This window comes from Vibrio porteresiae DSM 19223 (genome assembly GCF_024347055.1).
Lineage (GTDB): Bacteria > Pseudomonadota > Gammaproteobacteria > Enterobacterales > Vibrionaceae > Vibrio > Vibrio porteresiae.
On record NZ_AP024895.1, the window covers coordinates 752,649 to 777,292 of the forward strand.

Sequence of the window (24,644 nt, forward strand, 5' to 3'; positions counted from 1 at the left end):
CAGTTTGTTCACCCCTATTATTGGAATTCATTCGTAGTCCGTTTTGGGCTCATCATGATTCACCGCCATCTCACTATGAGGTGGCGTTTTTTTTTGCCTGAAATTTGATTCGGGAGAGGGTGAGTCGAGTGAAAAAATAAAGGCAGTATCAATACTGCCTTTATAGGTTATCTATTCTCTACTCAAGCTGAAGTGAGTTTGATTGGTTATTTAACCAGAGCTTGTAGCTGAGTTTTCACGATGTCCAAACCTTTCACAACCAGTTCAGATTCGATGGTTAGCGGTGGTAGGAAGCGAATAACGTTACCTTTCACACCACAAGAGAGCAGGATAAGACCGTTAGCATTACATTCTTTGACTAACTGTTTGGTCAGTGCAGCTAAAGGTGCGCCTGTTTCTGGATCGTTTAACTCGATAGCGACCATCGCACCCACTTGGCGAATATCACCAATGTGCGGAATGACTTTCTGCATGCTTTCTAGCTGTTCTCTAAAGAGCAGGCCAATGTGTTGTGCACGTTCAACCAGTTTTTCTTCTTTAATGATCTTCAGTACTTCAACTGCTGCGGTACAAGCGATCGCATTACCCGCGTAAGTGCCACCAATACCGCCAGCTTGTGGGTGATCCATGATATCAGCACGACCCACGACACCAGAGATTGGGAAACCACCACCAAGGCCTTTGGCAATCGTGATCAAATCAGGCACTACATCGTAGTATTCACAAGCGAACATGCGACCAGTACGAGCAAAACCGCTTTGGATTTCGTCACAAATCATCACGATACCGTGTTTGTCACAAAGTGCGCGTAGGGCTCTAACCCAAGAGGCTGGCGCTTGATAGAAACCACCTTCACCTTGGATTGGTTCAAAAATGATCGCTGCAATTTGAGTCGGTTCGATGTCACAAGCAAATAGGTCATCAAATGCGGCTAGGCTCTCTTCTTCAGTTACACCGTGGTACGCATTTGGGTAAGGTAGGTGATACACATTATTTGGGAAAGGACCAAATCCTGCTTTATAAGGGTTCACTTTACCGGTTAGACCCATACACATGTTGGTACGACCGTGGAAACCGCCTTTGAAAGCAATAACACCAGGACGACCTGTGAAATGGCGAGCAAATTTAATCGCGTTTTCTACTGCTTCTGAGCCTGTGGTTAAGAAAGCCGCTTTCTTCTCAAAATCACCAGGGGCAACTTCTACTACGCCTTCACCTAATTCAACAAAACTGGTGTAAGGAACCACGGTAGAACAGGTGTGGCTGAAGTTTTCTAGTTGAGCTTTTACCGCTTCAACGATACGTGGATGGCAGTGGCCAGTGTTAACCACAGCAATACCTGCTGAGAAATCGATGTACTCATTGCCTTCGATGTCGGTAATGGTGGCATTTTTAGCTTTTGCTGCATAAACAGGGGCTAGGTTTGCTTCGCCTTTACAGATTACTTTTTCTTTACGGCTTTGCCATTCCTGATTCGTCATGATGTATGTCCTTATAAAAACGAGCTGAGGTATTAAAAACCACCAAAGCAGAGGTATTTAGTATTGAGATATTCGTCGATGCCTTGTTTCGCGCCTTCGCGACCAAAGCCAGATTGTTTCACGCCGCCAAATGGAGCGACTTCGTTAGAAATTAAGCCTTCATTAATCCCAACCATGCCGTACTCCAACGCTTCTGCGACGCGAAAGGCACGGTGAATATTGTTGGTATAGAAGTAGCTAGCCAGACCATAAATAGTGTCGTTGGCTTTCTTGATGAGATCGGCTTCGTCACTAAAACGCAGCACTGGAGCGATTGGGCCAAAGATTTCGGTTTGGACAATGTCCATCTCTTGCGTTACGTCCGTTAATACGGTGGGTTCAACAAAGAGACCGTCTAAATCGCGACCACCAAATGCAACCTTGGCACCTTGTGCTTTGGCGGTTGCGATGTAACCCATCACGCTCTCTTTGGCACGAGCATCAATCAATGGTCCAACTGTGACGCCTTGCTCTAAGCCATTACCCACTTTGAGTTTGGCTACTTCAGCAATGAACTTGTCGACAAATTGGTCGTAAACCGCATCATGGATATAAAAGCGGTTAGCACACACACAGGTTTGGCCTGCATTACGGTATTTACTTGCAATCGCACCTGTCACCGCTGCATCAATATCGGCATCATCAAATACGATAAATGGCGCATTGCCACCCAATTCCATTGAAGTGCGTTTTACCGTGTCGGCACATTGGGCAATCAATACGCTGCCAACTTGCGTTGAACCTGTAAAAGAGAGCTTTTTAATGTCTTGGTGATGACTCAATACATCGCCTATTGCCACGGAAGAGTGGTGGTTGACGATGATCAGCAAATCACGAGGTAAGCCTGCTTGATAAGCCAGCTCTGCTGTAGCGTAGGCGCACAGTGGCGTTTGGTTAGCTGGCTTAACAATGAAGCTGCATCCTGCTGCTAATGCTGGAGCAGCCTTACGTGTGATCATCGCGATTGGAAAGTTCCAAGGGGTGATAGCAGCTGCTACACCAACAGGTTGTTTAATGGTTAGTAGGCGCTTACTGCTGGCTGGTGTTGGAATGGAGTCGCCGTAAGCACGTTTACCTTCTTCGGCAAACCATTGTACAAATGAGGCGCCATACATCACTTCCCCTTTAGCTTCCGCTAACGGCTTTCCTTGTTCCAAAGTCATGATACGCGCTAGGTCATCGGCATTGGCTAACATCAAGTCATACCAACGTTTTAGTATGGTCGCGCGCTCTGCTGCCGTTTTTTCCTGCCATGTTTTTTGGGCGGTTTTTGAACGCTCAATCAATTGATTAAGAGTGGCCGTATCCGTTGAAGGAATGTACGCCAAAATCTCTTGGGTGGCAGGGTTAAGTACGGCAATCGCATCATCACTTGCGGTGCAAGTGGCTGCGAGCAGTGTCTTATTGGCAATCTGATCCATGATTTGTCTCTAGGTTAGCTTTGATGAAGTTATGTTAGCGACAAAAAAGCAGGAGACTTAGTACCAGTTAGTAGAAAACGTTAGTACCAGATAAAGCGATAGGAGAGGGTGAAAAAACATACAAACGCCTCACTTTGACAATTCCAGCATAAAGAGTCAGAAATCAATCTTGAACAATTGGTCAGGAGTTGTTTGTCTCGGCATCTGATTTTTTTGCGGAACTAAGATCCTAATTCTTATGCAGAACGAGCGGATTGTTTGCATCATTTTCGGCGAAAAGTGTGATGAGTAACGAATTCCATCTGGAATTTGTTATTTTATGACTTTATAATCTGCGCCCAATCGATTACGCAACCGTTTACTAATTTCACTTTATAGGAATCGAACGAACATGCTGGAAAAACTCTTTAAACTCGGTGAACACGGTACTTCCGTACGCACTGAGGTCATTGCAGGGTTAACAACCTTCCTGACAATGGCTTACATCATTTTTGTGAACCCAGCGATTTTATCTGAAACAGGGATGGATCGTGGAGCAGTATTTGTAGCTACCTGTCTAGCTGCAGCGGCGGGTTGTTTTATTATGGGCTTTATCGCTAACTACCCAATCGCATTAGCGCCAGGTATGGGCTTAAACGCCTTCTTTACCTTTGCTGTTGTGAAAGGTATGCATTACTCATGGGAAGTAGCGCTAGCGGCAGTATTCTGTTCTGGTGTGCTGTTTATTCTGCTTAGCCTGTTCAAAATTCGTGAGTGGATCATTAACTCCATTCCAATGTCTTTGCGTACTGGTATTTCTGCTGGTATCGGTCTGTTCTTGGCATTTATCGCGCTACAAAGTGCGGGTATCATCGTTGATAACCCAGCAACTTTGATTTCATTAGGTGACATCACTTCAATGAAATGCCTTTTAGCTGCAGCAGGCTTCTTTATCACTGTGGGTCTGGTTTACCGTAATGTTACTGGCGCTGTAATGATTTCAATCTTAATCGTTACTGTTCTAGGTATTATCTTTGGTGATGTTCAATACCACGGTATCTTCTCTGCGCCACCAAGCATTGCCCCAACTTTCCTTCAATTGGATTTCGCTGGTGTATTCCAAGTAGGCATGATCTCTGTTGTCTTTGCGTTCCTATTCGTTGATATCTTTGATACTGCAGGTACGTTGATGGGCGTTGCTACTAAAGCTGGTCTTATCGGTGAAGATGGTAAATTACCTCGTTTGAACCGTGCACTGCTTGCTGACTCAACAGCAACTTCAATTGGTGCTCTATTTGGTACATCAAACACTACCTCATTCGTTGAAAGTACTGCGGGTGTTGCGGCTGGCGGTCGTACTGGTTTAACTGCAGTTGTTGTTGGCATTTTATTCCTGCTTGCATTATTCTTCTCACCAGTTGCAGGAATGATCCCTGCTTATGCAACAGCTGGTGCGCTGCTGTATGTATCTGTACTTATGCTTTCTGGTCTGGCTAACGTTGATTGGCACGACCTAACAGAAGCGGCACCTGCTGCCGTTACATGTATCATGATGCCAATGACTTACTCAATTGCAGAAGGCATTTCATTTGGTTTCATTTCCTACGCTATTATCAAATTGCTAAGTGGCAAAGCTCGTGACGTGTCTGTTAGTGTTTGGTTTATGGCAATCGTATTTGTTCTCAAATACGCACTGGGATAAGCGGTACAACACTTTACAAATTTAGGTTATACAAATGAGCAAAAAATTCGTTATCACTTGGGACAATATGCAGGCTTACTGCCGTCAGCTAGCTGAGCTACAAATGCCTGCAGAACAATGGAAAGGTATCCTAGGTGTGAGCCGTGGTGGCTTAGTTCCTGCTGCTATTCTAGCTCGTGAATTGGGAATTCGTTATGTTGATACAGTATGTATCGCTAGTTACGATCACGATCACCAGCACGATATGACAGTACTAAAGGCACCTGAGCACGATGGCGAAGGTTTCTTGATCGTTGACGATTTAGTGGATAGCGGTGATACAGCACGTAAAATTCGTGAAATGTACCCTAAAGCTAAATTTGTTACTGTTTGTGCTAAACCTGCAGGCAAAGACTTGGTTGACCAATATATTGTGGATATCCCACAAGATACATGGATTGAGCAGCCATGGGATTTGTCTCTGTCTTTCGTTGAGCCAATCAACCGTAAACAAAAGTAAAGCTTGCATTATTGAGTAGAAAATGGCCCTTTGAAGGGCCATTTTTTTTATTACTATATATACCCAAGTAACCTCAAGATGCCGTTTCAGCGAGAAGGTATTCGCTCTTAGGCAAAACATTGATTTAAATCGTAGAAATCGGTTACGCAGCATTGGAGCGAAGAAAACTCGCCCTTAGGGAGCTCATTAACAAACCCATTTCTGCGCCCAATGACGTTGAAAGGTAATGACCAATTCCTTCCGTCCTTGCGCTTGACCAGTGCTCGTTGATGAAGATCTGAATTCTGCATCTTGAGGTCATTTAGGTATAACCAAAAGAGTTGGTGGGAATTTGCCATACTTGCTGTCATTAAGACGATTGAACATAGACAGTGACCGCTCGAGCGGGATACCCTAAAGCCTCCTTTCTTGATGACATTAGATAAACACCTAAAGTGTTGGCTAATGTCACCTGCGATTAGACAACCTAAGTTGAGACGTGCAGTTATGTCTGAAGAACGAAGTAAAAATCTTTCCGAAACGCTATTTAAAAAACACAAACAAGCGAAGGAAACGTCGATTCTTACGCCTTACATGCCAAGTAGCGCTGAATTTTTGGAACAGAAAAAACAGAGTGAAGGTTTTGCTTGGTATCGCAATTTGCGCAGATTGCAGTGGGCTTGGCAAGGGATTGATCCTGTTGAGCAAGAGGAAGTGCTGGCTCGTATAGCCGCTTCGAAACATTCACGCAGTGAAGAAAACTGGCTTGATACCGTCATCGGTTATCACAGTGGTAACTGGGCGTATGAGTGGAATAAAGTGGGGATGCGCCATCAGCAGCGCGGTCGTGAACTCGAAGGCGAAAAGGCGGCTGATGAACTGTTTCGAGCTTCTCTTTGTTACAGCATCGCGGGTTACCCACACCTGAAAAATGACAACTTGGCGCTTCAGGCGCAAGGCTTAGCCAATGCGGCTTACCAAGAGGCAGCTAAAAAGACCGGCTATGTGATTAAGCGTCTCGAATTTCCTTTTCAAAATAAAAAGATTGTTGGTCATCTGCATCTAGCTAAAACGGATACGCCGAAACCTATCGTGATTGTGAGCGGCGGGTTAGATAGCCTGCAAACCGATATGTGGCGTCTATTTCGTGACTATTTGGCACAACGCGATATTGGTATGCTCACGTTAGATATGCCTTCGATTGGTTTTAGTAGTCATTGGTCGGTAAGTGAGAACTCATCATTACTGCATCAAGAAGTGCTCAATCAGCTTTACTCACTGCCTTGGGTGGACCACCGCCGAGTTGGCCTGATTGGTTTTCGTTTTGGTGGTAATGCGATGGCTCGTTTGTCGTTCTTAGAACCGGATAAAATAAAAGCCTGTGTTACCTTAGGTGCACCGATTCATGATGTGTTTGTCTCTCCGGATAAACTCAAAAAAATGTCGAAAATGTATCTGGATGTGCTGGCGTCTCGATTGGGTAAAAACGTCGTTGATGTGAACAGTATGGCCGGACAAATCATGGCGTGGTCTTTGAAAGTGCAGGGCTTTTTATCGAGTCGTCGCACTAAAGTGCCGATTTTGGCGCTTGGATTGGAAGGCGACCCAGTATCTCCGCATTCTGACAACCAATTACTGGCGCTCTTTAGTCAATATGGCAAAGCTACGCAAATAAAAAGCAAAACAATTTCACGAGGATATGAGCAAGCGCTCGATTTGGCGATAAAGTGGCTAGAAGATGAACTTTGTAGGTGACTTTTCCACCAAATTGGATAAGAGTGGGAACTGTTACTTTTTAACCAACTGATAAATAAAAGTAATAGTTATGCTTTGCAATTGAAATGGAGAGTCAATATGCCAGAGGTGACAAAGCTTCCTACTCATTTTCGCTTGTTGGCAGCCTTCAAGGCCCTAGGTCCTTATTTGCGTGAAGAGCAATCGAAAGATGGATTGTACTGGTTTGATTGTTTATCTGTGTGTGTAAGTGATAAGAAAGCACCAGAAAAGCGTGAGTTTTGGGGATGGTGGATAACGCTGACTCCAAGTGATGAAGGCTTCCAAGCTGAATATCACACTGGTCGATACAATATCGACGGTGATTGGGTTGATGAATCAATTCCTGCTGCTGCTCAAGCTGAGGTTGAAAGGACCCATGGCGATTTTGCACAAAAATTGTCAAAAATGCTCGCTGACCGCTTTGCTAAATCCCTATCTACGGTAGAATAGCGCTACCAATCTTGTCGTACACGATACGAACAATCCAGTCTTAATGAAAAAGGTGCTTGAAGCACCTTTTTTTGCTTGTTTATTGGCTGGTTGATTGTTAAAACATCCACTCTTAAATGTTTTCCCATTACAGAAGAAATCATGACTAAACATCAACAAAACGGCAATACAACGCATACTATCGTTGTTAAGCTGGGAACCAGTGTTCTTACCGGTGGTACACTTGCTCTTGACCGTGCTCATATGGTTGAGTTAGCTCGTCAGTGTGCTGAACTGAAAAAACAAGGTCACAATGTTGTGATCGTGTCCTCTGGCGCTATTGCAGCTGGACGTGAACATCTTGGTTACCCCGCACTGCCCAACGCTATCTCAAGTAAGCAATTACTTGCGGCAGTAGGGCAAAGCCAGTTGATTGAAGCATGGGAACGTCTGTTCTCAATCTACGGCATCAAGATCGGCCAAATGTTATTAACTCGTGCAGACCTTGAGGACCGTGAACGTTTCCTTAACGCTCGCGATATGATTCATGCTTTAGTTGAGCATGGTATCGTGCCGGTAGTGAACGAAAACGATGCGGTAGCGACCAATGAAATCAAAGTCGGTGATAACGATAACTTATCGGCACTGGTCGGCATTTTATGCGGTGCAGATAAACTACTGCTGCTGACTGACCAAAAAGGCCTATTCACAGCCGATCCTCGTAAAGACCCTAACGCCGAGCTTATCAAAGAGGTGAAAACCATCGACGATACGCTACGTAAAATTGCAGGTGGTAGTGGTACAACTTTAGGTACGGGTGGTATGGCAACCAAGCTCCAAGCTGCTGATATTGCTCGCCGCGCGGGCATGGAAGTGATTATTGCTGCGGGACGTGCGCCTAACGTTATTTTTGATGCGTTAAGCGATCATCCACAAGGTACACGTTTCCTACCGTTGGAAGAGGCATTGGAAAACCGCAAAACGTGGATTTTGGCCGGTCCTGCGCCATCGGGTGATTTGGTGATCGATGATGGTGCGGTGCGCGCTGTCGAATCGAAAGGCAGTAGTCTGCTGGCGAAAGGGGTAGTGAGTGTCAGTGGTTCGTTTGCTCGTGGTGCGGTGGTGCGAGTGTTGGATCGTAAAGGTCAACAAAAAGCCCGTGGTATCGCTGCTTATTCAAGTGAAGATTTAGCTAAGATCGCTGGCAAACACAGTAAAGTGATCTTTGATATCCTTGGTTATGACCATGGTTCTGAAGTGATTCATCGTGACAACATGGTTGTGATTCAGGAGTAGGAGATGAGTGTGGATTTAACTAACATGGGGAAAGCGGCTAAAGAAGCGGCTTTCACCTTGGCTATTGCCCCAACAGCCCAGAAAAACCAAGCTTTAGCGATCATCGCCGATGAGTTGGAAGCTCATGCTCCAGCTATTTTGGCTGCTAATGCAAAAGATATCGAAGCAGGTAAAGCGGCAGGCTTGAGTGATGCGATGCTCGATCGCTTATTGCTTAATGAAGCTCGCCTAAGGGCTATTGCTGCTGATGTGCGTAACGTTATTGCGTTACATGATCCGGTTGGCAGTGAAATTGACAGTCGCGTGCTAGAAAACGGCATGTCGCTTTCACGTCGCCGCGTACCGCTTGGTGTGATTGGCGTGATTTATGAAGCTCGTCCAAACGTAACGATTGATATCGCTGCTTTGTGTCTAAAAACCGGCAACGCGAGTATTTTGCGTGGCGGTAAAGAGACCTTCCATTCCAACATGGAGTTGGTAAAGGTGATTCAATCGGCGCTGAGCAAGGCCAATTTACCCGCGGCGGCAGTGCAGTACATTGAAAAACCCGATCGTGAGTTAGTCTCTCAGTTGCTCAAACTTGATGATTACGTGGATATGATCATCCCGCGTGGTGGTGCTGGCTTACATAAAATGTGTAAAGAGAACAGTACTATTCCAGTGATCATCGGTGGCTTTGGTATCAGCCATATGTTTGTTGATGAGAGTGCTGATTTAGCGCGTTCTATTTCGGTTATCGAGAACGCTAAAACGCAGCGTCCTTCGGCGTGTAATTCCCTCGATACCTTACTGGTTCATCAAGATGTTGCGGAGCAACTGTTACCTCAGCTCATTGCGTCACTTGGTGAGCGCGTGACTTTTGTGACTGATGACTCGGCAACTCAATGGTTTGCGAATGCACCGAAAGTGCGAGCGGCAGAAGCTGGGGATTTTGATACTGAATGGCTAAGCTACACCTTGGGCGTTAAAATCGTCGCAGGCGTAGACGAAGCGATTGATCACATGCGTGAACATAATGCGAGTCACTCAGATGCTATCTTGACCAACTCGATTATCAACGCTGAAAAATTTGTCAATGCTGCGGGCTCAGCCGCCGTGTATGTCAATGCATCAACTCGCTTTACCGATGGTGCGCAATTTGGCTTAGGTGCTGAAGTTGCGGTATCAACTCAGAAGCTGCATGCTCGAGGCCCGATGGGGCTGGAAGAGCTCACCAGCTATAAATGGGTTGGCGTAGCAGATTATCTGTCGCGTAGCTAGCATTTTTACTATCAAGTTACGCGAAATAGGGGTCTGATGGCCCCTTTTTCTTTTCTTCCCGGAATGAATTCCGTTACACTGGAATTCATTGAGATGGAGGTGATATGCATTGTCCTTTTTGTTCTGCGAGCGATACGAAAGTCATCGACTCAAGACTGGTTGCAGATGGCCATCAAGTACGCCGTCGTCGCCAGTGTTTAGCTTGTAATGAGCGCTTTACCACGTTTGAAAGCGCTGAGCTGGTTATGCCGCGAGTGATTAAATCCAATGGTAATCGTGAACCATTTGATGAAGATAAAATGATCGGCGGTATGCAGCGCGCGTTGGAAAAACGTCCAGTGAGTGCCGATTCGATTGAATTGGCGATCAGCACGATTAAATCGAAGTTACGTGCCACCGGTGAACGTGAAGTACCAAGCAAGTTAATTGGTAACCTAGTAATGGAACAACTTAAAGAACTCGATAAAGTCGCTTATATTCGTTTTGCGTCTGTTTATCGTAGCTTTGAGGATGTTCGTGAATTTGGCGAAGAAATCGCTAAGCTTGAAGATTAATTCCAAACCCCTATGCCTCAATTTACCTCTTTTGATTATCAGATGATGTCCCGAGCGATTAGCTTGGCTAAACGCGGGACTTACACGACTACACCAAACCCAAATGTAGGGTGCGTCATTACGCTTGGCGACCAAATTGTGGGTGAAGGTTATCATCGTAAAGCTGGTGAGCCTCATGCTGAAGTTCACGCGATGCGCATGGCTGGCGATAAAGCCGCAGGCGCAACGGCTTATGTCACTCTTGAACCTTGTTCTCATTATGGGCGTACACCTCCGTGTGCTCTCGGTCTTATAAAGGCAGGAGTAAAAAAAGTCATATGTGCGATGACCGATCCGAATCCTCAAGTAGCAGGTCGTGGTATTGGTATGTTGCAAGAGGCAGGTATTGAGGTCTTGGTTGGTTTGTTGGAACAAGATGCTCGCGCGCTTAATCCGGCATTTTTAACTCGTATGGAACGTGGCCGCCCGTATGTTCAATTGAAAATGGCCGCCAGTTTGGATGGACAAACAGCCTTAGCGAATGGTCGTAGCCAGTGGATTACTTCTCCTCAGGCACGCCGTGATGTGCAGCATTATCGCTCTCTGGCGAGTGCGGTATTGTCGACCAGCCAGACCGTGTTAGCGGACGATGCCTCTTTGAATGTACGCTGGAGTGAACTCTCTACTGATGTTCAAGCTGATTATCCAGAACACGAGCTGCGCCAACCGACACGAGTTATTCTTGATCGCCAACATCAGTTACATCCGCAACTCAAATTGTTCGCCGCAGACGGCGCGATTTTAACTGTGGCACAGCAAGATGCGGATCTCTGTGTTGAACTCGATGATCAAGGGCAACTATGTTTGGTGGAGACGTTAGAGAAACTTGCTAGCGAACATAATATCAACCATGTTTGGGTAGAAGCAGGAGCAACATTAGCCAAATCTTTTATTGAACAAGAGCTGGTGGATGAAATTGTGCTGTATCTAGCGCCGAAAATTATGGGGTCGGATGGCCGTGGACTGTTCGGTGCCTTAGGTCTGACCGATATGTCTCAAGTACAGAATTTTACGATTAAAGATCTGCGTCAAGTTGGGCCAGATATGCGCGTTGTGTTAACGCCGAAGAGATAAGAAGAGTCAATTATGTTTACTGGAATTGTTGAAGCAGTCGGTCGATTACGCGCCATTACCCCGCGTGGTGAAGATGTAACGGTCACCGTTGAGGTGGGGAATCTGGATATGTCCGATGTTAAATTGGGCGATAGTATCGCGACCAATGGGGTGTGTCTGACCGTTGTTGCTTTCGACCAACACTCATATCAAGCTGACCTTTCAGTTGAAACGCTTAAAAAATCGAGTTTTGCTAACAGCCAAGCCGGTGACAAGGTGAACTTGGAAAAAGCCATGTTACCTACCACTCGTTTTGGTGGACATATCGTGTCTGGTCACGTCGATGGCGTCGGTGAAATCGTTGAACGTAATCATGTTGGTCGCGCGATCGAGTTTTGGGTACAGATGCCATCTGAGCTCTCTAAGTATGTCGCGGAAAAAGGCTCGATTACGGTGGATGGTATTAGTTTAACTGTCAATGACTTACGTAAAAATGCGTTCAAATTGACTATCGTGCCACACACTACAGCTGAAACCACAATCGATTCATTCCATGTCGGCCGTAAAGTGAATTTGGAAGTCGATGTATTGGCTCGTTATATGGAGCGTTTACTGCGTGGTGCAGAAGCGGATGCTCAACCAGAGTCGCGAATTACGCTAGAATTCTTACAACAAAATGGTTTTGCTTAAGCCAGTGGCATAGCTAAACCGACATTTGACCAATGATGATGCAATAGGATAAGTAGTATGACAATTAGTACGCCTCAAGAAATTATCGATGATATCCGTCAAGGCAAAATGGTCATTTTGATGGATGACGAAGACCGTGAAAATGAAGGCGATATCATTATGGCGGCTGAGTTTGTAACGCCAGAAGCGATCAACTTCATGGCAACTCATGGTCGCGGCCTGATCTGTCTTACGTTAACCAAAGATCGTTGTGCACGCCTTGGCTTGAACCCGATGGTGAAAGATAACGGCGCTCAATTCTCTACTGCCTTCACCGTTTCTATCGAAGCGGCAGAAGGGGTGACCACTGGTATTTCAGCAGCAGATCGCGCACGTACTGTGCAAGCAGCGGTGGCGAAAGAGGCTAAGGCTGCGGATCTTGTGCAACCAGGGCACGTGTTCCCATTAGCAGCGCAAGATGGCGGCGTGCTAATGCGTGCTGGACATACCGAAGCTGGATGTGACTTAGCGCGTTTAGCCGGTCTTGAGCCAGCTTCTGTGATCGTGGAAATCCTTAATGACGATGGCACCATGGCTCGTCGCCCTGACTTGGAAGTGTTTGCAGAAAAACACGGGATTAAATTAGGTACGATCGCAGCACTCATTGAATACCGCAATAATACCGAAACTACCATTGAGCGTGTTGCTCAGTGTAAATTGCCAACCGAATTCGGTGAGTTTGATTTGGTGACTTACCGCGATGTGATTGATGATCAGATTCATTATGCTTTGGTGAAGGGCGATTTAACCGACGCAGCACCTTTGGTGCGCGTGCATCTGCAAGATACTTTTACTGATTTGTTGCGCAGTAATCGCAATTCAGATCGTAGCTGGACTCTCGACCAAGCGATGACACGTATTGGTAATGAGGGTGGCGTACTGGTTATTTTGGGTAAAGAAGAGACCAGCGATCTCCTGATTCACCGCGTAAAAGCATTTGAATTGCAAGACAAAGGCGATGCTCCTGCGATGGCTAAAAAGCCAGGAACGTCTCGCCGTGTTGGTGTGGGTTCGCAAATCTTAGCCGATTTGGGGATTACCAATATGCGTTTGCTCTCTTCTGAGAGTAAAAAATACCACGCTCTAGGTGGTTTTGGTTTAAACGTCGTCGAATACGTTTGCCAATAAGTTAATGAAAAATGCCTTCCTCCACAGCGTGAATGCAGTGGGGGCGGGATATTATTGGCGTAAATACTATTAGATATGCCTCACAAATTTGTGCTAGAATCCGGCGATTCTCACGTGATGATTAGAGTTTAAAGGATAGCTTATGAAAGTGATCGAAGGTGGCTTCCCAGCGCCAAGTGCGAAAATTGCAATCGTAATTTCTCGTTTCAACAGTTTTATCAATGAAAGTTTACTGTCTGGTGCCATCGATACTTTGAAGCGTCATGGTCAGGTTGCTGATGATAACATTACCGTCGTTCGTTGCCCTGGTGCTGTTGAACTCCCTCTAGTTGCACAACGTGTTGCTAAAACTGGCAAATTCGATGCGATTATTTCTCTTGGCACAGTAATCCGTGGTGGCACACCACACTTCGAATACGTAAGTAGTGAGATGAATAAAGGGTTGGCGCACGTTTCTCTAGAGTACAGTATCCCTGTTGCTTTTGGTGTGCTGACAGTTGATACCATTGATCAAGCAATTGAACGCGCAGGAACCAAGGCTGGTAATAAAGGTGCAGAGGCTGCACTGAGCGCGCTTGAAATGATTAATGTTCTTTCTGAAATTGATTCCTAATGGGGGCCAGTGTGAAACCAGCCGCACGTCGTAATGCACGTCAATTTGCACTACAAGCTATTTATTCGTGGCAAATTACACATGAAAATGTGGCTACGATTGAAGAACAATTCCTTACTGGTGGCAAATATGATGAGGAAGAGCATCGTGATGCAGAGCCTGCACTTGCAGCGCCAGAAACCGATGTGGAATACTTCCGTGACCTGCTTACCGGTGTGGTCCTTGGCCACAAAGAGTTAGACAGCAAACTTCGTCCTTTCGTATCTCGTCCAATGCAAGATTTGGATATGATGGAATTGGCGCTGCTTCGTCTAGCTATGTACGAAATGACGCGTCGTGAAGACGTACCGTACAAAGTAGTGATTAACGAAGCTATTGAACTAGCAAAAGTTTTCGCTGCAGAAGAAAGTCATAAGTTTGTGAACGGTGTGCTAGATAAAGCTGCACCGCATGTACGCAAAAAAGCGTAATTCGCGATACAATCCTAAGGTCAGCTCTGCTGACCTTTTTTATTACCTGTGTTTCGTCACAGGCATCTGCCCTTCAAAACGTAGACCATAAATCAAAGGGCAGAACGCGAGCCACTTGGTTCGCTGTTTCACGTCAACCTGAATCTAGGAATAAGCTCATGCCTGGTGAATTTGATTTTATACAGAGATACCTGTCCAATCGACAGGTGAATCGTAAAGATGTTCATCTGTCGCTTGGTGACGATTGTGCCATCGTAAAAGCGCCAGATAATGTACGTATCGCGCTCAGTACCGATACGCTTGTCGCGGGCACCCATTTTCTTTCTAATGCTAACCCTGCGTGGGTGGCGCATAAAGCACTGGCTTCTAATTTAAGTGATCTTGCCGCCATGGGGGCAACTCCGGCGTGGGTATCACTTGCCTTGACCCTGCCAGAAATGGATGAAGCATGGCTCGCGCCATTTTGTGATACTTTCTTCGAACTCGCTAACTACTACCATGTGCAATTGATTGGTGGTGATACTACGCGCGGTCCTCTGAGTATGACATTGACAGTACAAGGATTTATTCCGGAAAACACCGCCTTGCTGCGCAGCGGGGCAAAAGTAGGGGATTGGATTTTTGTGACGGGTGAACTCGGTGACAGCAAAGCGGGTTTGGATGTTATTTTAGACAACTCATTGAGCACAAAACCTTTTGCTTCGGAGCTTGAGAAGCGCCACTATATTGCTACACCTCGTATTGTGGTTGGACAAGCCTTATTGCCTCATGCCTCTGCAGCAGTAGATATTTCCGATGGTTTAATTGCCGATTTGCGCCATATTTTAAGCCGCTCCGGTGTTGGTGCGAGTATTGATGTAAGCCAACTGCCATTCTCGCCTGAGCTACTGGCGTATTGCGGTGATGAGAATGTGGCTCGTCAATATGCGCTAACCAGCGGTGAAGAGTATGAACTCTGCTTTACTGTGCCAGCGGCGCAGCGTAAAACAGTAGAAAATGCATTGGCACATACGGGGACTAAAGTGACTTGTATTGGTCAAATTCGTCCGCAAGGTGTGTTTGAATTGCACGATAAAGGCCGAGCAGTTGATTGGCAACTGACGGGATACGATCATTTTAAGGCGTAGTATGACGAACCCTAAACAACGCATTTCTCTAGCTAACCCTTGGCATCTTTTAGCCACTGGTTTTGGCAGTGGACTTTCTCCAGTGGTTCCAGGAACCATGGGTACTCTTGCTTCAGTACCTTTTTTTCTCCTGCTTGGTCAGTTACCTATCGCAGTGTATGTGTTAGTGGTCGTTGTTGCTTCCATCATTGGTATCAAAATTTGCCAAGTCACTTCTGACGATATGGGTGTGCATGATCACGGCTCAATTGTGTGGGACGAGTTTGCTGGTTTTTGGATCACTATGTTTATTGTGCCTTTCCTCGGTATTTCCGTCTTGGATTGGCATTGGCTTGTCACTGGCTTTGTGCTATTTCGCTTTTTCGACATGCTAAAACCTTGGCCGATCAGTTGGTTGGATAAACGGGTGCATGGCGGTTTAGGCATTATGATCGATGATTTGGTCGCAGGTGTGATTGCTGGCTTGTGTCTTTTCGGCATTGGTTCGTGGGCTGGCTGGATCTAGCCATTTGTGACATCGTTGCCGCATAACAAAAACGCCTGCATCAAGCAGGCGTTTTGTTATCTCACTAAAAATTCTTTTCGTAACAACTATTTTAGCTTAGCTAGATCCGCTTCAATTTCAGCGATCTTACTGGAGACAACTTTTTCCAGATGTTGCAAGTCAGCTAGGATTTTCTCTTTCACATCGACTTCTGGTTTAACTTCTGGTTTGGTGATCTTATTTAGCTCATCAATGATCAGGGTAAGATTACGGCTAATCTCCGTAATTTCCTTGTATTGGTGGGTGCCACTATCAACCAACACATTTTTAATCTGGCGAGGAAACTTAAACTTAACACTCTTCGCAAACAGTTCGCCTTTCTGTTTTTTGAAGTAAATTTTCAGCACGTCCTTATGTGCTTCCTGACGAAGAGAATAACGTTCAATCAGTGTAGGATCCTGAATACCTAAACCATTGAGGTGTGGAAACATAAGAAACCTCTATCTATATCAAAGAGAAAACAATCCAATCCAATGTAGCAGCCAGACCCCGTGGTAGATAGAGCCAGATGCAGAAAAAACAATCACTTTGTGGACAAGATCGCTTTACTCACAAGTTAGTTCGGAGCGAGCTCAGATATATTGTCAATCAATGACTGACGTAGCTGCTGTTCTTCCTCTTGATTTAATCGTCCACCATTGGTGCGAGTGAGAATAAATAAGTCTTCTGCACGTTCGCCGATAGTGGTGATTTTTGCTCCATGCAAGTCTAAGTTTAGCTCAGCAAACGTCGCACCGATGGTGGCAAGTAATCCAGGTGTGTCCAATGCCACTAATTCAATCAAAGTTCGTTTACGACTGCGAGTTGGCAAAAAGTCCACTTGTGTTGCCACTTTAAAGTGTTTCAAGTTGCGCGGAGCACGACGAGTCTTGCCTTTGTGCGAATCGGTATTCTGTACCACTTTCTCTAATTGGCAAATCAACGCTGGATGGGCATCTTCATCAATCGCTTCTCCATTTTGATCCAATACCATAAAGGTATCGAGTACGTAGCCATCTTTACTCGCCATGATCTGTGCGTCATGAACGTTGAGATTTCTGCGGTCAAGCTCTGCCACCACACTGGCAAACAAGGCTGGCTGGTCTTTGGTATAGACGAAAATTTCCGTACCACCACGAGTTGGCTTTTTGCTGATCAGCACTAAGGTTTGGGATGGATCTTCTAAGCGCATTAAATGTGCACAGTGCCAAGCTATCTGCTTGTGGGTATGACGCAAGAAGTAGTCGGCCTTAAAGCGTAGCCATAGCATATCGATTTGCTGTGGAGAAAAGCCCTCTTTGCGCAGTAATGCAGAAGCCATTTGTTGATTGTGGCGAACACGATCGCGCACATCGACCGGGTTTTCTAGGCCGCGGCGCAGCGCACGTTGGGTTGAATAGTAAAGTTCAGCCAACAGGGTGCGTTTCCAGCTGTTCCACAATTCAGGATTAGTCGCGCAAATATCGGCAACGGTTAAACAAACTAACGCATCAAGATACTCTTCATCACGCACGGCTTTCGCAAAATTGGTGATCACTTCAGGATCGTAGATATCGCGACGCTGTGCGGTCACTGACATCAAGAGGTGATTTTGTACTAGCCATGAAACTAAACGTGCTTCGGGTTTGGATAAGCCATGTTCAATACAAAAGTCATATGCTTCCGTGGCACCAATTTCAGAATGGTCACCACCACGTCCCTTACCGATGTCGTGGAAAATCGCCGCTAATGTGAGTAGCTCTTTTTTCTGCGTTCTTGGGTAGATTTCACAGCAGATCGGATGTTTTTCGTAATTTTTTTGGTCGTTGAACGTGTTGATATGTTTCAGTAATCGAACACTGTGCTCGTCTACGGTGTAAACATGGAACAGGTCAAATTGCATCTGTCCTACAATGTGACTCCATTGTGGCAAGTACGTCGCCAGTACGCCGAGTTCGTGCATTTGCGGGAAGGCATTTTGCAGCGCGTTAGGATGACGCACCAGCGCCATAAATTTTTCACGCGCTTCGGGAATCGAGTGTAGGAAGCGATTCAAACGACGTCTTGCGGTACGCAATTGGCGCATAGTCGTGGGGGCAACGCCTTCAATCGATGAGTCGTTGGCCATGTGCAAAAACATATCGAGGATCGTTTCGGGACGTGCTTGAAATAGCGCTGGTTTACGCGCTTCAATCAGATTGCCACGACGCTGAAAATCGTCATCAATAATTTGTGGTTCATCTTCTTCGCCATTATTGAGGATTGCTTGGTCAAACAACATAAGCAGCATGCGATTCAGCTCTACCACGCGACGCAAGGTGCGGTAGAACTCTTTCATCATCATCTCAACAGGGCGGTTAGCTTCACCAGTAAAGCCGAGATGTTCCGCGACCTGAGCTTGATGGGCAAAAGTGAGGCGGTTGTCGTAGCGTTTGAGTTCTAGGTGCAATGCAAAACGCACGCGCCACAGAAAGTCCTGACATTCGAGCAACTCTCGGTATTCGGCATCGGTCAAAAAGCCAAAGCGACTCATTTCATAAAGCGACGTTGCGCCAAAGTGGCGACGAGCAACCCAGCTTAGCGTATGAATATCGCGTAAGCCCCCAGGAGTGGATTTTATGTCCGGTTCTAAGTTGTATGTGGTGTCGTGATAACGAGCATGACGTTCACGCTGCTCTTGAATTTTGGCGCGGTAAAAGGTTTCGCTTGGCCAAAAAGATTCCGACAGAATGACCATTTTGAGGCGATGAAAAGTATCTGCGCAGCCACACAGCAGACGAGCTTCTTGTAAGTTGGTGGCGACAGTCAAATCTTCACTGCCGATCTCGGCACATTGAGTCACGGTACGCACCGCATGACCTACCTCAAGACGCAAATCCCAAAGGAAGGTAATGAATTCACTGATCTTATGGGCTAGCTCTTCGGGCAGTGGTTGTTGTGAAACCACCAAAATGTCGATGTCGGACAGCGGATGCAATTCACCACGGCCGTAGCCACCTACCGCAACAAGGGCAATCTCTTCTATGCGGTCAAAATGGTAGTAATTCCATAGACGCTGTAACAGCTCATCCATGTAATAAGAGCGACCGTGGACCAAATCGGCAATCGGTTCACGCAGTAAAAATTGTTCTTTCTGATAAGCAGCGAATATCTCAAGCTGCTTTTTGATCTCAGGTAGCGTTAATTGCTCATCCTGAAAAGTTTTGGGGGATTGAAAAGGCATAACTGCATTCCATGCGAGTAGATTCCAACTGGATCTGACTGTAGCAGATTGGCACAGATAAAAAAATATCCCAGCTAGGCTGGGATACGGATAGAAGTAGAAAAGTGCTTAAGCGTTATGGAAATGACGAGGAATGGTTTCGTCTTTACGTAACGTTAGAATTTCACAACCATCTTTGGTTACCAGTAGGGTATGTTCCCACTGTGCTGAATTTTTGCCATCAGCGGTGTAAACCGTCCAATCGTCTTCTTCATCTAGGCGACAACCGAATTTACCAGCGTTAATCATAGGTTCGATGGTAAAAATCATACCTTCACGAAGGATTGTACGATCGTTATTACGGTAGTGAACCACTTGAGGCTCTTCATGGAAGCCAGCGCCCACACCATGACCACAGTAGTCACGAACGATAGAGAATTTCATCGTTGGGTTGTTTTTGTTGTTGGTCTTGATGTGTTTTTCAATCGCAGTACCAATTTCACCGAGTTGAGCACCCGGTTTCACTTTTTTCAGTGCAATGTACAAACACTCTTGAGCAACAAAGCATAGACGTTTGTCGGCTGGTGTAACTTCGCCAACCAAGAACATTTTTGAAGTATCACCGTGGTAGCCATCTTTGATGACAGTGATGTCGATGTTCATGATGTCGCCATCTTTCAGTACAGCTGGGCGTACATAAGGGCCGTATTCGCCATCTTGTGTTGCGGGAATACCGTGGCACACAATATGGTTAATCGAAGTACAGATAGATTTAGGGAAACCGTGGTAGTTAAGTGGTGCTGGAATCGCATTCTGAACTTCAGTGATGTATTTGTGGCAAATTTGATCCAACTCTTCAGTGGTTACACCAGGTTTTACATACGGTTCAATCATTTCCAGCACTTCAGCTGCCAAACGGCCAGCGACGCGCATTTTTTCAATTTCTTCAGCGTTCTTAATGATTACAGACATCGGCTTTCTCAATTCGTATTCGAGCACGGGTATGTGCGATGGGCAACATTGTAACAGCCGAGCGATGAAGCGCAATAATCCAATTAATACGAATAAGAATATCTCTCACTCATGGGGTCTTCACAATTGGAAAAGTCATTTTTTACTAGCCATAACAGGGCAAAATATGGTATAAAGCGCGCCGAACTCTAGGTCTGTTTTCTTCAAATATGGCGAAGCAGAGTTAGTGTTTAAACTTAACTTTTAATTTCACACACATTCCGTCACGTGTTCCGGGGTGCCCTTTAGTGGGTCGGATGCATGGGGAGTGTGGAGGCCTAACCCCATAGAGGATTATATAATGGCAACTGTATCAATGCGCGATATGCTAAAAGCTGGTGTTCACTTCGGTCACCAAACTCGTTACTGGAACCCAAAAATGAAGCCATTCATTTTCGGCGCTCGTAACCGCGTGCATATCATCAACCTAGAAAAAACTGTACCAATGTTCAACGAAGCTCTAGCTGAGCTAGTTAAAGTTGGCGAGAAAAAAGGTAAAGTTCTTTTCGTTGGTACTAAACGCGCTGCATCTGAAGCTGTTAAAGAAGCTGCTATCGCTAGCAACCAATTCTACGTTAACAACCGCTGGTTGGGCGGTATGCTGACTAACTGGAAAACTGTTCGTCAATCAATCAAACGTCTGAAAGATCTAGAAACTCAATCTACTGACGGTACTTTTGACAAACTAACTAAGAAAGAAGCTCTAATGCGTACTCGCGAAATGGAGAAGCTAGAGAAATCTCTTGGTGGTATTAAAGACATGGGCGGTCTTCCAGATGCTCTATTCGTAATCGACGCTGATCACGAGCACATCGCTGTTAAAGAAGCAAACAACCTAGGTATTCCAGTATTCGCAGTTGTTGATACTAACTCTAACCCAGACGGTATCGACTACATCATCCCAGGTAACGACGACGCAATCCGCGCTGTTCAACTTTACCTGAACGCAGCTGCTGAATCTGTAAACGAAGGCCGCAACAAAGACGTTGCAGCAATCGCTGAAAAAGACGGTTTCGTAGAAGCTGAATAATAGCGGCTCTAAGTCACACTTAGTTTGCACTGTCATCAAGGTGTCATTGTAGATTAAGTTATAGTTAGCATTGGGGGCCGAAAATGTAGGCCCCTAATTTTTACCAACTCCAGAATTAAACTGAGGAATAGAGAATGGCTGTTACTGCTGCTCTAGTAAAAGAACTGCGCGACCGTACTGGCGCAGGTATGATGGAATGTAAGAAAGCACTTGTTGAAACTGACGGTGACATCGAGCTAGCGATCGAAAACATGCGTAAAAGCGGCGCTGCTAAAGCGGCTAAAAAAGCGGGTAACATCGCTGCTGAAGGCACTATCATTATCAAAGAAGGCGAAGGTTTCACTGCTCTAGTTGAAATCAACTGCCAAACTGACTTCGTTGCTAAAGACTCAGGCTTCAAAGCATTTGCTGAAGAAGTTGCAACTGTAGCTGCTCAAGAAAAAGTAACTATCGAAGAACTTCAAGCTAAATTTGAAGAAATCCGTGTTGCTCTAGTAGCTAAAATCGGCGAAAACATCAACATCCGTCGCGTATCATACATCGATGGCGCACACGTAGCTTCTTACCGTCACGGCGAGAAAATCGGTGTTGTTGTTGCTGGTGAAGGCGATGAAGAAACTCTTAAACACGTTGCAATGCACGTTGCTGCATCTCGTCCAGAGTTCCTAAACCCATCTGACGTTCCTGCTGAAGTTGTTGAGAAAGAAAAACAAGTTCAAATCGAAATCGCGATGAACGAAGGTAAACCAGCTGAAATCGCAGAGAAAATGGTTATCGGCCGTATGAATAAATTCACTGGCGAAATCTCTCTGACTGGTCAACCATTCATCATGGAACCTAAGAAAACTGTTGGCGACGTGCTTAAAGAAGCAGGCGTTACAGTATCTGCATTCATCCGCCTAGAAGTGGGTGAAGGTATCGAGAAGAAAGAAGCAATGAGCTTTGCTGAAGAAGTTGCAGCGGCACAACGCGGCTAATTCTTAGCGATATTGCTTAAATAAAGACCGTAGCTCAGGCTGCGGTCTTTTCACGACTATCGGTCGGTTAGCTGTGACGAATTGGTTCTAAACAAGGAAGTCTCCGGTTTAGAATTTATTCTTGATTGTTAATTAATTAACCACTCTTTGAAAGGTAAGATCCATGACAACGAACCCTAAACCAGCATATCAACGGATTTTGTTAAAACTTAGCGGTGAAGCTCTGCAAGGTGAAGAAGGTTTTGGTATTGACCCAACCGTTCTTGACCGCATGGCTCAAGAGATTAAAGAACTGGTGGAACTTGGGGTTCAAGTTGGTGTTGTCATCGGTGGCGGTAACTTATTCCGTGGTGCTGGTCTTGCAAAAAATGGCATGAACCGAGTTGTTGGTGACCATATGGGTATGCTAGCAACAGTAATGAATGGTCTTGCTATGCGTGATGCACTGCACCGTGCTTATGTTAACGCTCGTGTGATGTCTGCTATTCCTTTGAATGGCGTATGTGATGACTACAACTGGGCTGAAGCTATCAGCCAACTACGTGATGGTCGCGTGGTGATTTTCTCTGCAGGTACAGGTAACCCATTCTTCACAACCGATTCTGCTGCGTGTCTACGTGGTATCGAAATCGAGGCGGATGTTGTATTGAAAGCAACAAAAGTTGATGGAGTTTACAGTGCTGACCCTGTAGCCAACCCAGACGCACAACTGTATGATAAGCTTGCTTATAATGATGTGCTAGATAAAGAGCTGAAAGTGATGGACTTGGCAGCATTTACGCTGGCTCGCGATCACTCTATGCCAATTCGTGTTTTCAACATGAACAAACCTGGCGCATTGCGCCGCGTTGTAATGGGTGAAGCCGAAGGCACGCTAATCAGCGCTTAAGTATAATCACTCTCGAGATGAAAAAAAATTAAGGTGATATCGTGATTAATGAGATCAAAAAAGACGCTCAAGAGCGCATGGACAAAAGCGTTGAAGCGCTGAAGGCCAACCTGACTAAGGTTCGTACTGGTCGTGCACACCCAAGTCTTCTTTCTGGTATTTCTGTAGATTACTACGGAGCTCCAACACCGCTAAACCAAGTAGCAAACGTTGTTGCAGAAGATGCTCGTACTCTAGCAATCACAGTATTCGACCGTGACCTGACACAGAAAGTTGAAAAAGCGATCATGATGTCAGATCTAGGTTTGAACCCAATGTCTGCGGGTACCGTTATCCGCGTTCCACTTCCACCGCTAACTGAAGAACGTCGTCGCGATTTGGTTAAAATCGTACGTGGTGAAGCGGAAGGTGGTCGTGTTGCAGTACGTAACATTCGCCGTGATGCAAACAGCGACCTAAAAAATGCGCTTAAAGACAAAGAGATCTCTGAAGATGAAGATCGTAAAGCGCAAGAAGATATCCAAAAACTGACTGATGCAGCGATTAAACGAATCGACGATATTCTTGCTGCAAAAGAAAAAGAGTTGATGGACGTCTAATAATTCTAATAATTAAATGAAATAAAACGCTGTGCTCACAGCTCAGCGTTTTTTTTCGTTACTATCTACGTCTTTTGGTATTAAACATAATAAACAATGCAAGATTCACAACTCTCTTCTGAGGTGCTACCTCAACACATTGCCATCATCATGGATGGTAACGGCCGTTGGGCAAAGGAACGCGGTAAGCCGCGGGTTTTTGGCCATAAAAAAGGAGTGGATGCAGTACGCAAAACCATCTCTACCGCGGCAAAATTGGGTATCAAGGCAGTGACTCTTTTCGCTTTCAGTAGCGAGAACTGGCGACGTCCAGAAGATGAAGTAGGGTTGCTGATGGAGCTGTTTATCACAGTCTTGTCATCAGAGGTCAAACGACTTCATAAGAATAATCTACGCTTACGTATTATTGGTGATGTCACCCGTTTTAACCCTCGTTTGCAACGTAAAATTGAACAAGCTGAAGAACTGACTCGTAATAATACTGGGATGGTCCTTAATGTGGCGGCGAATTACGGTGGTAAATGGGATATTACGCAAGCAGCAAAAAAACTTGCTCAGCAGGTGGCGGCTGGGGACTTAAACCCTGACGACATCGATGAGAGCAAAATGGCTCAGTTTATTTCAATGGCCGATCTACCTGATGTTGATCTGCTCATCCGTACCAGTGGTGAATGTCGTATCAGTAACTTTTTGTTATGGCAATTGGCATACGCTGAGATGTACTTTACGCCAGTTTATTGGCCAGAATTTGGTGAAGATAGCCTAGTTGAAGCTATCTCTTGGTTTGTGAACCGTGAACGACGCTTTGGTTGTACTGGGGAACAGATTAAGGCCTTAATGGAAAAATAATAAAATAGGAT

General features: G+C 45.5%; 24 protein-coding genes. 19 read left to right on the plus strand and 5 right to left on the minus strand.

Going from position 1 to position 24,644, the window contains the following annotated elements:
• Positions 1-206: 206 nt before the first annotated feature.
• On the minus strand, positions 207-1,481 hold the full coding sequence (gabT, locus tag OCV11_RS03500) for a 4-aminobutyrate--2-oxoglutarate transaminase (protein WP_261895028.1): 1,275 nt from the start codon (positions 1,479-1,481) through the stop codon (positions 207-209).
• A 32-nt stretch (positions 1,482-1,513) separates the two neighbouring features.
• Positions 1,514-2,941 (minus strand): NAD-dependent succinate-semialdehyde dehydrogenase, encoded by a 1,428-nt coding sequence (locus OCV11_RS03505; RefSeq protein ID WP_261895029.1) that lies wholly within the window; start codon positions 2,939-2,941, stop codon positions 1,514-1,516.
• Positions 2,942-3,332: 391 nt separating this feature from the next.
• On the opposite strand from OCV11_RS03505, the gene OCV11_RS03510 reads away from it, so the two are divergent.
• The 14 genes from OCV11_RS03510 (at position 3,333) to pgpA (ending at position 16,079) form a co-directional block, all read left to right on the plus strand.
• Positions 3,333-4,622, plus strand: a complete 1,290-nt coding sequence (locus OCV11_RS03510) for an NCS2 family permease (protein ID WP_261895030.1) — start codon at positions 3,333-3,335, stop codon at positions 4,620-4,622.
• A 34-nt stretch (positions 4,623-4,656) separates the two neighbouring features.
• A complete protein-coding gene (gene gpt / locus OCV11_RS03515) occupies positions 4,657-5,121 on the plus strand; it encodes a xanthine phosphoribosyltransferase (RefSeq protein WP_261895032.1) in 465 nt (154 codons plus the stop codon).
• A gap of 486 nt (positions 5,122-5,607) precedes the next feature.
• A complete protein-coding gene (gene frsA, locus OCV11_RS03520; RefSeq protein ID WP_261895034.1) occupies positions 5,608-6,855 on the plus strand; it encodes an esterase FrsA in 1,248 nt (415 codons plus the stop codon).
• A 99-nt stretch (positions 6,856-6,954) separates the two neighbouring features.
• Positions 6,955-7,326, plus strand: a complete 372-nt coding sequence (gene crl / locus OCV11_RS03525; protein ID WP_261895036.1) for a sigma factor-binding protein Crl — start codon at positions 6,955-6,957, stop codon at positions 7,324-7,326.
• Between the two features lie 141 nt (positions 7,327-7,467).
• On the plus strand, positions 7,468-8,601 hold the full coding sequence (gene proB, locus OCV11_RS03530; RefSeq protein ID WP_261895038.1) for a glutamate 5-kinase: 1,134 nt from the start codon (positions 7,468-7,470) through the stop codon (positions 8,599-8,601).
• Positions 8,602-8,610: 9 nt separating this feature from the next.
• Positions 8,611-9,861, plus strand: a complete 1,251-nt coding sequence (locus tag OCV11_RS03535) for a glutamate-5-semialdehyde dehydrogenase (protein WP_261896218.1) — start codon at positions 8,611-8,613, stop codon at positions 9,859-9,861.
• A gap of 104 nt (positions 9,862-9,965) precedes the next feature.
• Positions 9,966-10,415: a transcriptional regulator NrdR gene (gene nrdR / locus OCV11_RS03540; RefSeq protein ID WP_261895039.1), complete on the plus strand. Its 450-nt coding sequence runs from the start codon at positions 9,966-9,968 to the stop codon at positions 10,413-10,415.
• Between the two features lie 12 nt (positions 10,416-10,427).
• On the plus strand, positions 10,428-11,528 hold the full coding sequence (ribD, locus tag OCV11_RS03545) for a bifunctional diaminohydroxyphosphoribosylaminopyrimidine deaminase/5-amino-6-(5-phosphoribosylamino)uracil reductase RibD (RefSeq protein ID WP_261895041.1): 1,101 nt from the start codon (positions 10,428-10,430) through the stop codon (positions 11,526-11,528).
• A gap of 12 nt (positions 11,529-11,540) precedes the next feature.
• Positions 11,541-12,197, plus strand: coding sequence for a riboflavin synthase (locus OCV11_RS03550; protein ID WP_261895042.1), 657 nt, complete (start codon positions 11,541-11,543; stop codon positions 12,195-12,197).
• Between the two features lie 57 nt (positions 12,198-12,254).
• Complete coding sequence (ribBA, locus tag OCV11_RS03555; protein WP_261895043.1) at positions 12,255-13,364, plus strand: bifunctional 3,4-dihydroxy-2-butanone-4-phosphate synthase/GTP cyclohydrolase II; 1,110 nt, start codon at positions 12,255-12,257, stop codon at positions 13,362-13,364.
• A gap of 142 nt (positions 13,365-13,506) precedes the next feature.
• Positions 13,507-13,977, plus strand: a complete 471-nt coding sequence (gene ribH / locus OCV11_RS03560) for a 6,7-dimethyl-8-ribityllumazine synthase (protein WP_068712355.1) — start codon at positions 13,507-13,509, stop codon at positions 13,975-13,977.
• Positions 13,977-14,447 carry a transcription antitermination factor NusB gene (gene nusB / locus OCV11_RS03565; protein WP_261895046.1) on the plus strand — a complete coding sequence of 157 codons (471 nt, stop codon included), beginning with the start codon at positions 13,977-13,979 and terminating at the stop codon, positions 14,445-14,447. Before ribH ends, nusB begins: the two co-directional genes overlap by 1 nt.
• Positions 14,448-14,605: 158 nt before the next feature.
• Positions 14,606-15,574 carry a thiamine-phosphate kinase gene (thiL, locus tag OCV11_RS03570; RefSeq protein WP_261895047.1) on the plus strand — a complete coding sequence of 323 codons (969 nt, stop codon included), beginning with the start codon at positions 14,606-14,608 and terminating at the stop codon, positions 15,572-15,574.
• Between the two features lies 1 nt (position 15,575).
• Positions 15,576-16,079 carry a phosphatidylglycerophosphatase A gene (pgpA, locus tag OCV11_RS03575; protein WP_261895048.1) on the plus strand — a complete coding sequence of 168 codons (504 nt, stop codon included), beginning with the start codon at positions 15,576-15,578 and terminating at the stop codon, positions 16,077-16,079.
• Between the two features lie 86 nt (positions 16,080-16,165).
• Here the strand turns inward: pgpA and OCV11_RS03580 are convergent, their stop codons facing one another.
• The 3 genes from OCV11_RS03580 to map all read right to left on the minus strand — a co-directional run bounded on the left by OCV11_RS03580 (position 16,166) and on the right by map (position 20,250).
• The gene (locus tag OCV11_RS03580) at positions 16,166-16,549 is read right to left on the minus strand and encodes a DUF3461 family protein (RefSeq protein WP_261895049.1); all 384 of its coding nucleotides are present in this window, start codon (positions 16,547-16,549) and stop codon (positions 16,166-16,168) included.
• A gap of 125 nt (positions 16,550-16,674) precedes the next feature.
• The gene (gene glnD, locus OCV11_RS03585; RefSeq protein ID WP_261895050.1) at positions 16,675-19,299 is read right to left on the minus strand and encodes a bifunctional uridylyltransferase/uridylyl-removing protein GlnD; all 2,625 of its coding nucleotides are present in this window, start codon (positions 19,297-19,299) and stop codon (positions 16,675-16,677) included.
• Positions 19,300-19,407: 108 nt separating this feature from the next.
• Positions 19,408-20,250, minus strand: coding sequence for a type I methionyl aminopeptidase (gene map, locus OCV11_RS03590; protein WP_261895052.1), 843 nt, complete (start codon positions 20,248-20,250; stop codon positions 19,408-19,410).
• Positions 20,251-20,590: 340 nt separating this feature from the next.
• On the opposite strand from map, the gene rpsB reads away from it, so the two are divergent.
• The 5 genes from rpsB (at position 20,591) to OCV11_RS03615 (ending at position 24,633) form a co-directional block, all read left to right on the plus strand.
• Positions 20,591-21,319, plus strand: a complete 729-nt coding sequence (rpsB, locus tag OCV11_RS03595) for a 30S ribosomal protein S2 (RefSeq protein ID WP_261895053.1) — start codon at positions 20,591-20,593, stop codon at positions 21,317-21,319.
• Positions 21,320-21,453: 134 nt separating this feature from the next.
• Complete coding sequence (tsf, locus tag OCV11_RS03600; RefSeq protein ID WP_261895055.1) at positions 21,454-22,296, plus strand: translation elongation factor Ts; 843 nt, start codon at positions 21,454-21,456, stop codon at positions 22,294-22,296.
• 163 nt (positions 22,297-22,459) lie between these two features.
• On the plus strand, positions 22,460-23,185 hold the full coding sequence (pyrH, locus tag OCV11_RS03605) for a UMP kinase (RefSeq protein ID WP_261895056.1): 726 nt from the start codon (positions 22,460-22,462) through the stop codon (positions 23,183-23,185).
• A 41-nt stretch (positions 23,186-23,226) separates the two neighbouring features.
• Positions 23,227-23,784 carry a ribosome recycling factor gene (frr, locus tag OCV11_RS03610; RefSeq protein ID WP_261895057.1) on the plus strand — a complete coding sequence of 186 codons (558 nt, stop codon included), beginning with the start codon at positions 23,227-23,229 and terminating at the stop codon, positions 23,782-23,784.
• 96 nt (positions 23,785-23,880) lie between these two features.
• Positions 23,881-24,633 (plus strand): isoprenyl transferase, encoded by a 753-nt coding sequence (locus OCV11_RS03615; protein ID WP_261895059.1) that lies wholly within the window; start codon positions 23,881-23,883, stop codon positions 24,631-24,633.
• Positions 24,634-24,644 lie beyond the last annotated feature (11 nt).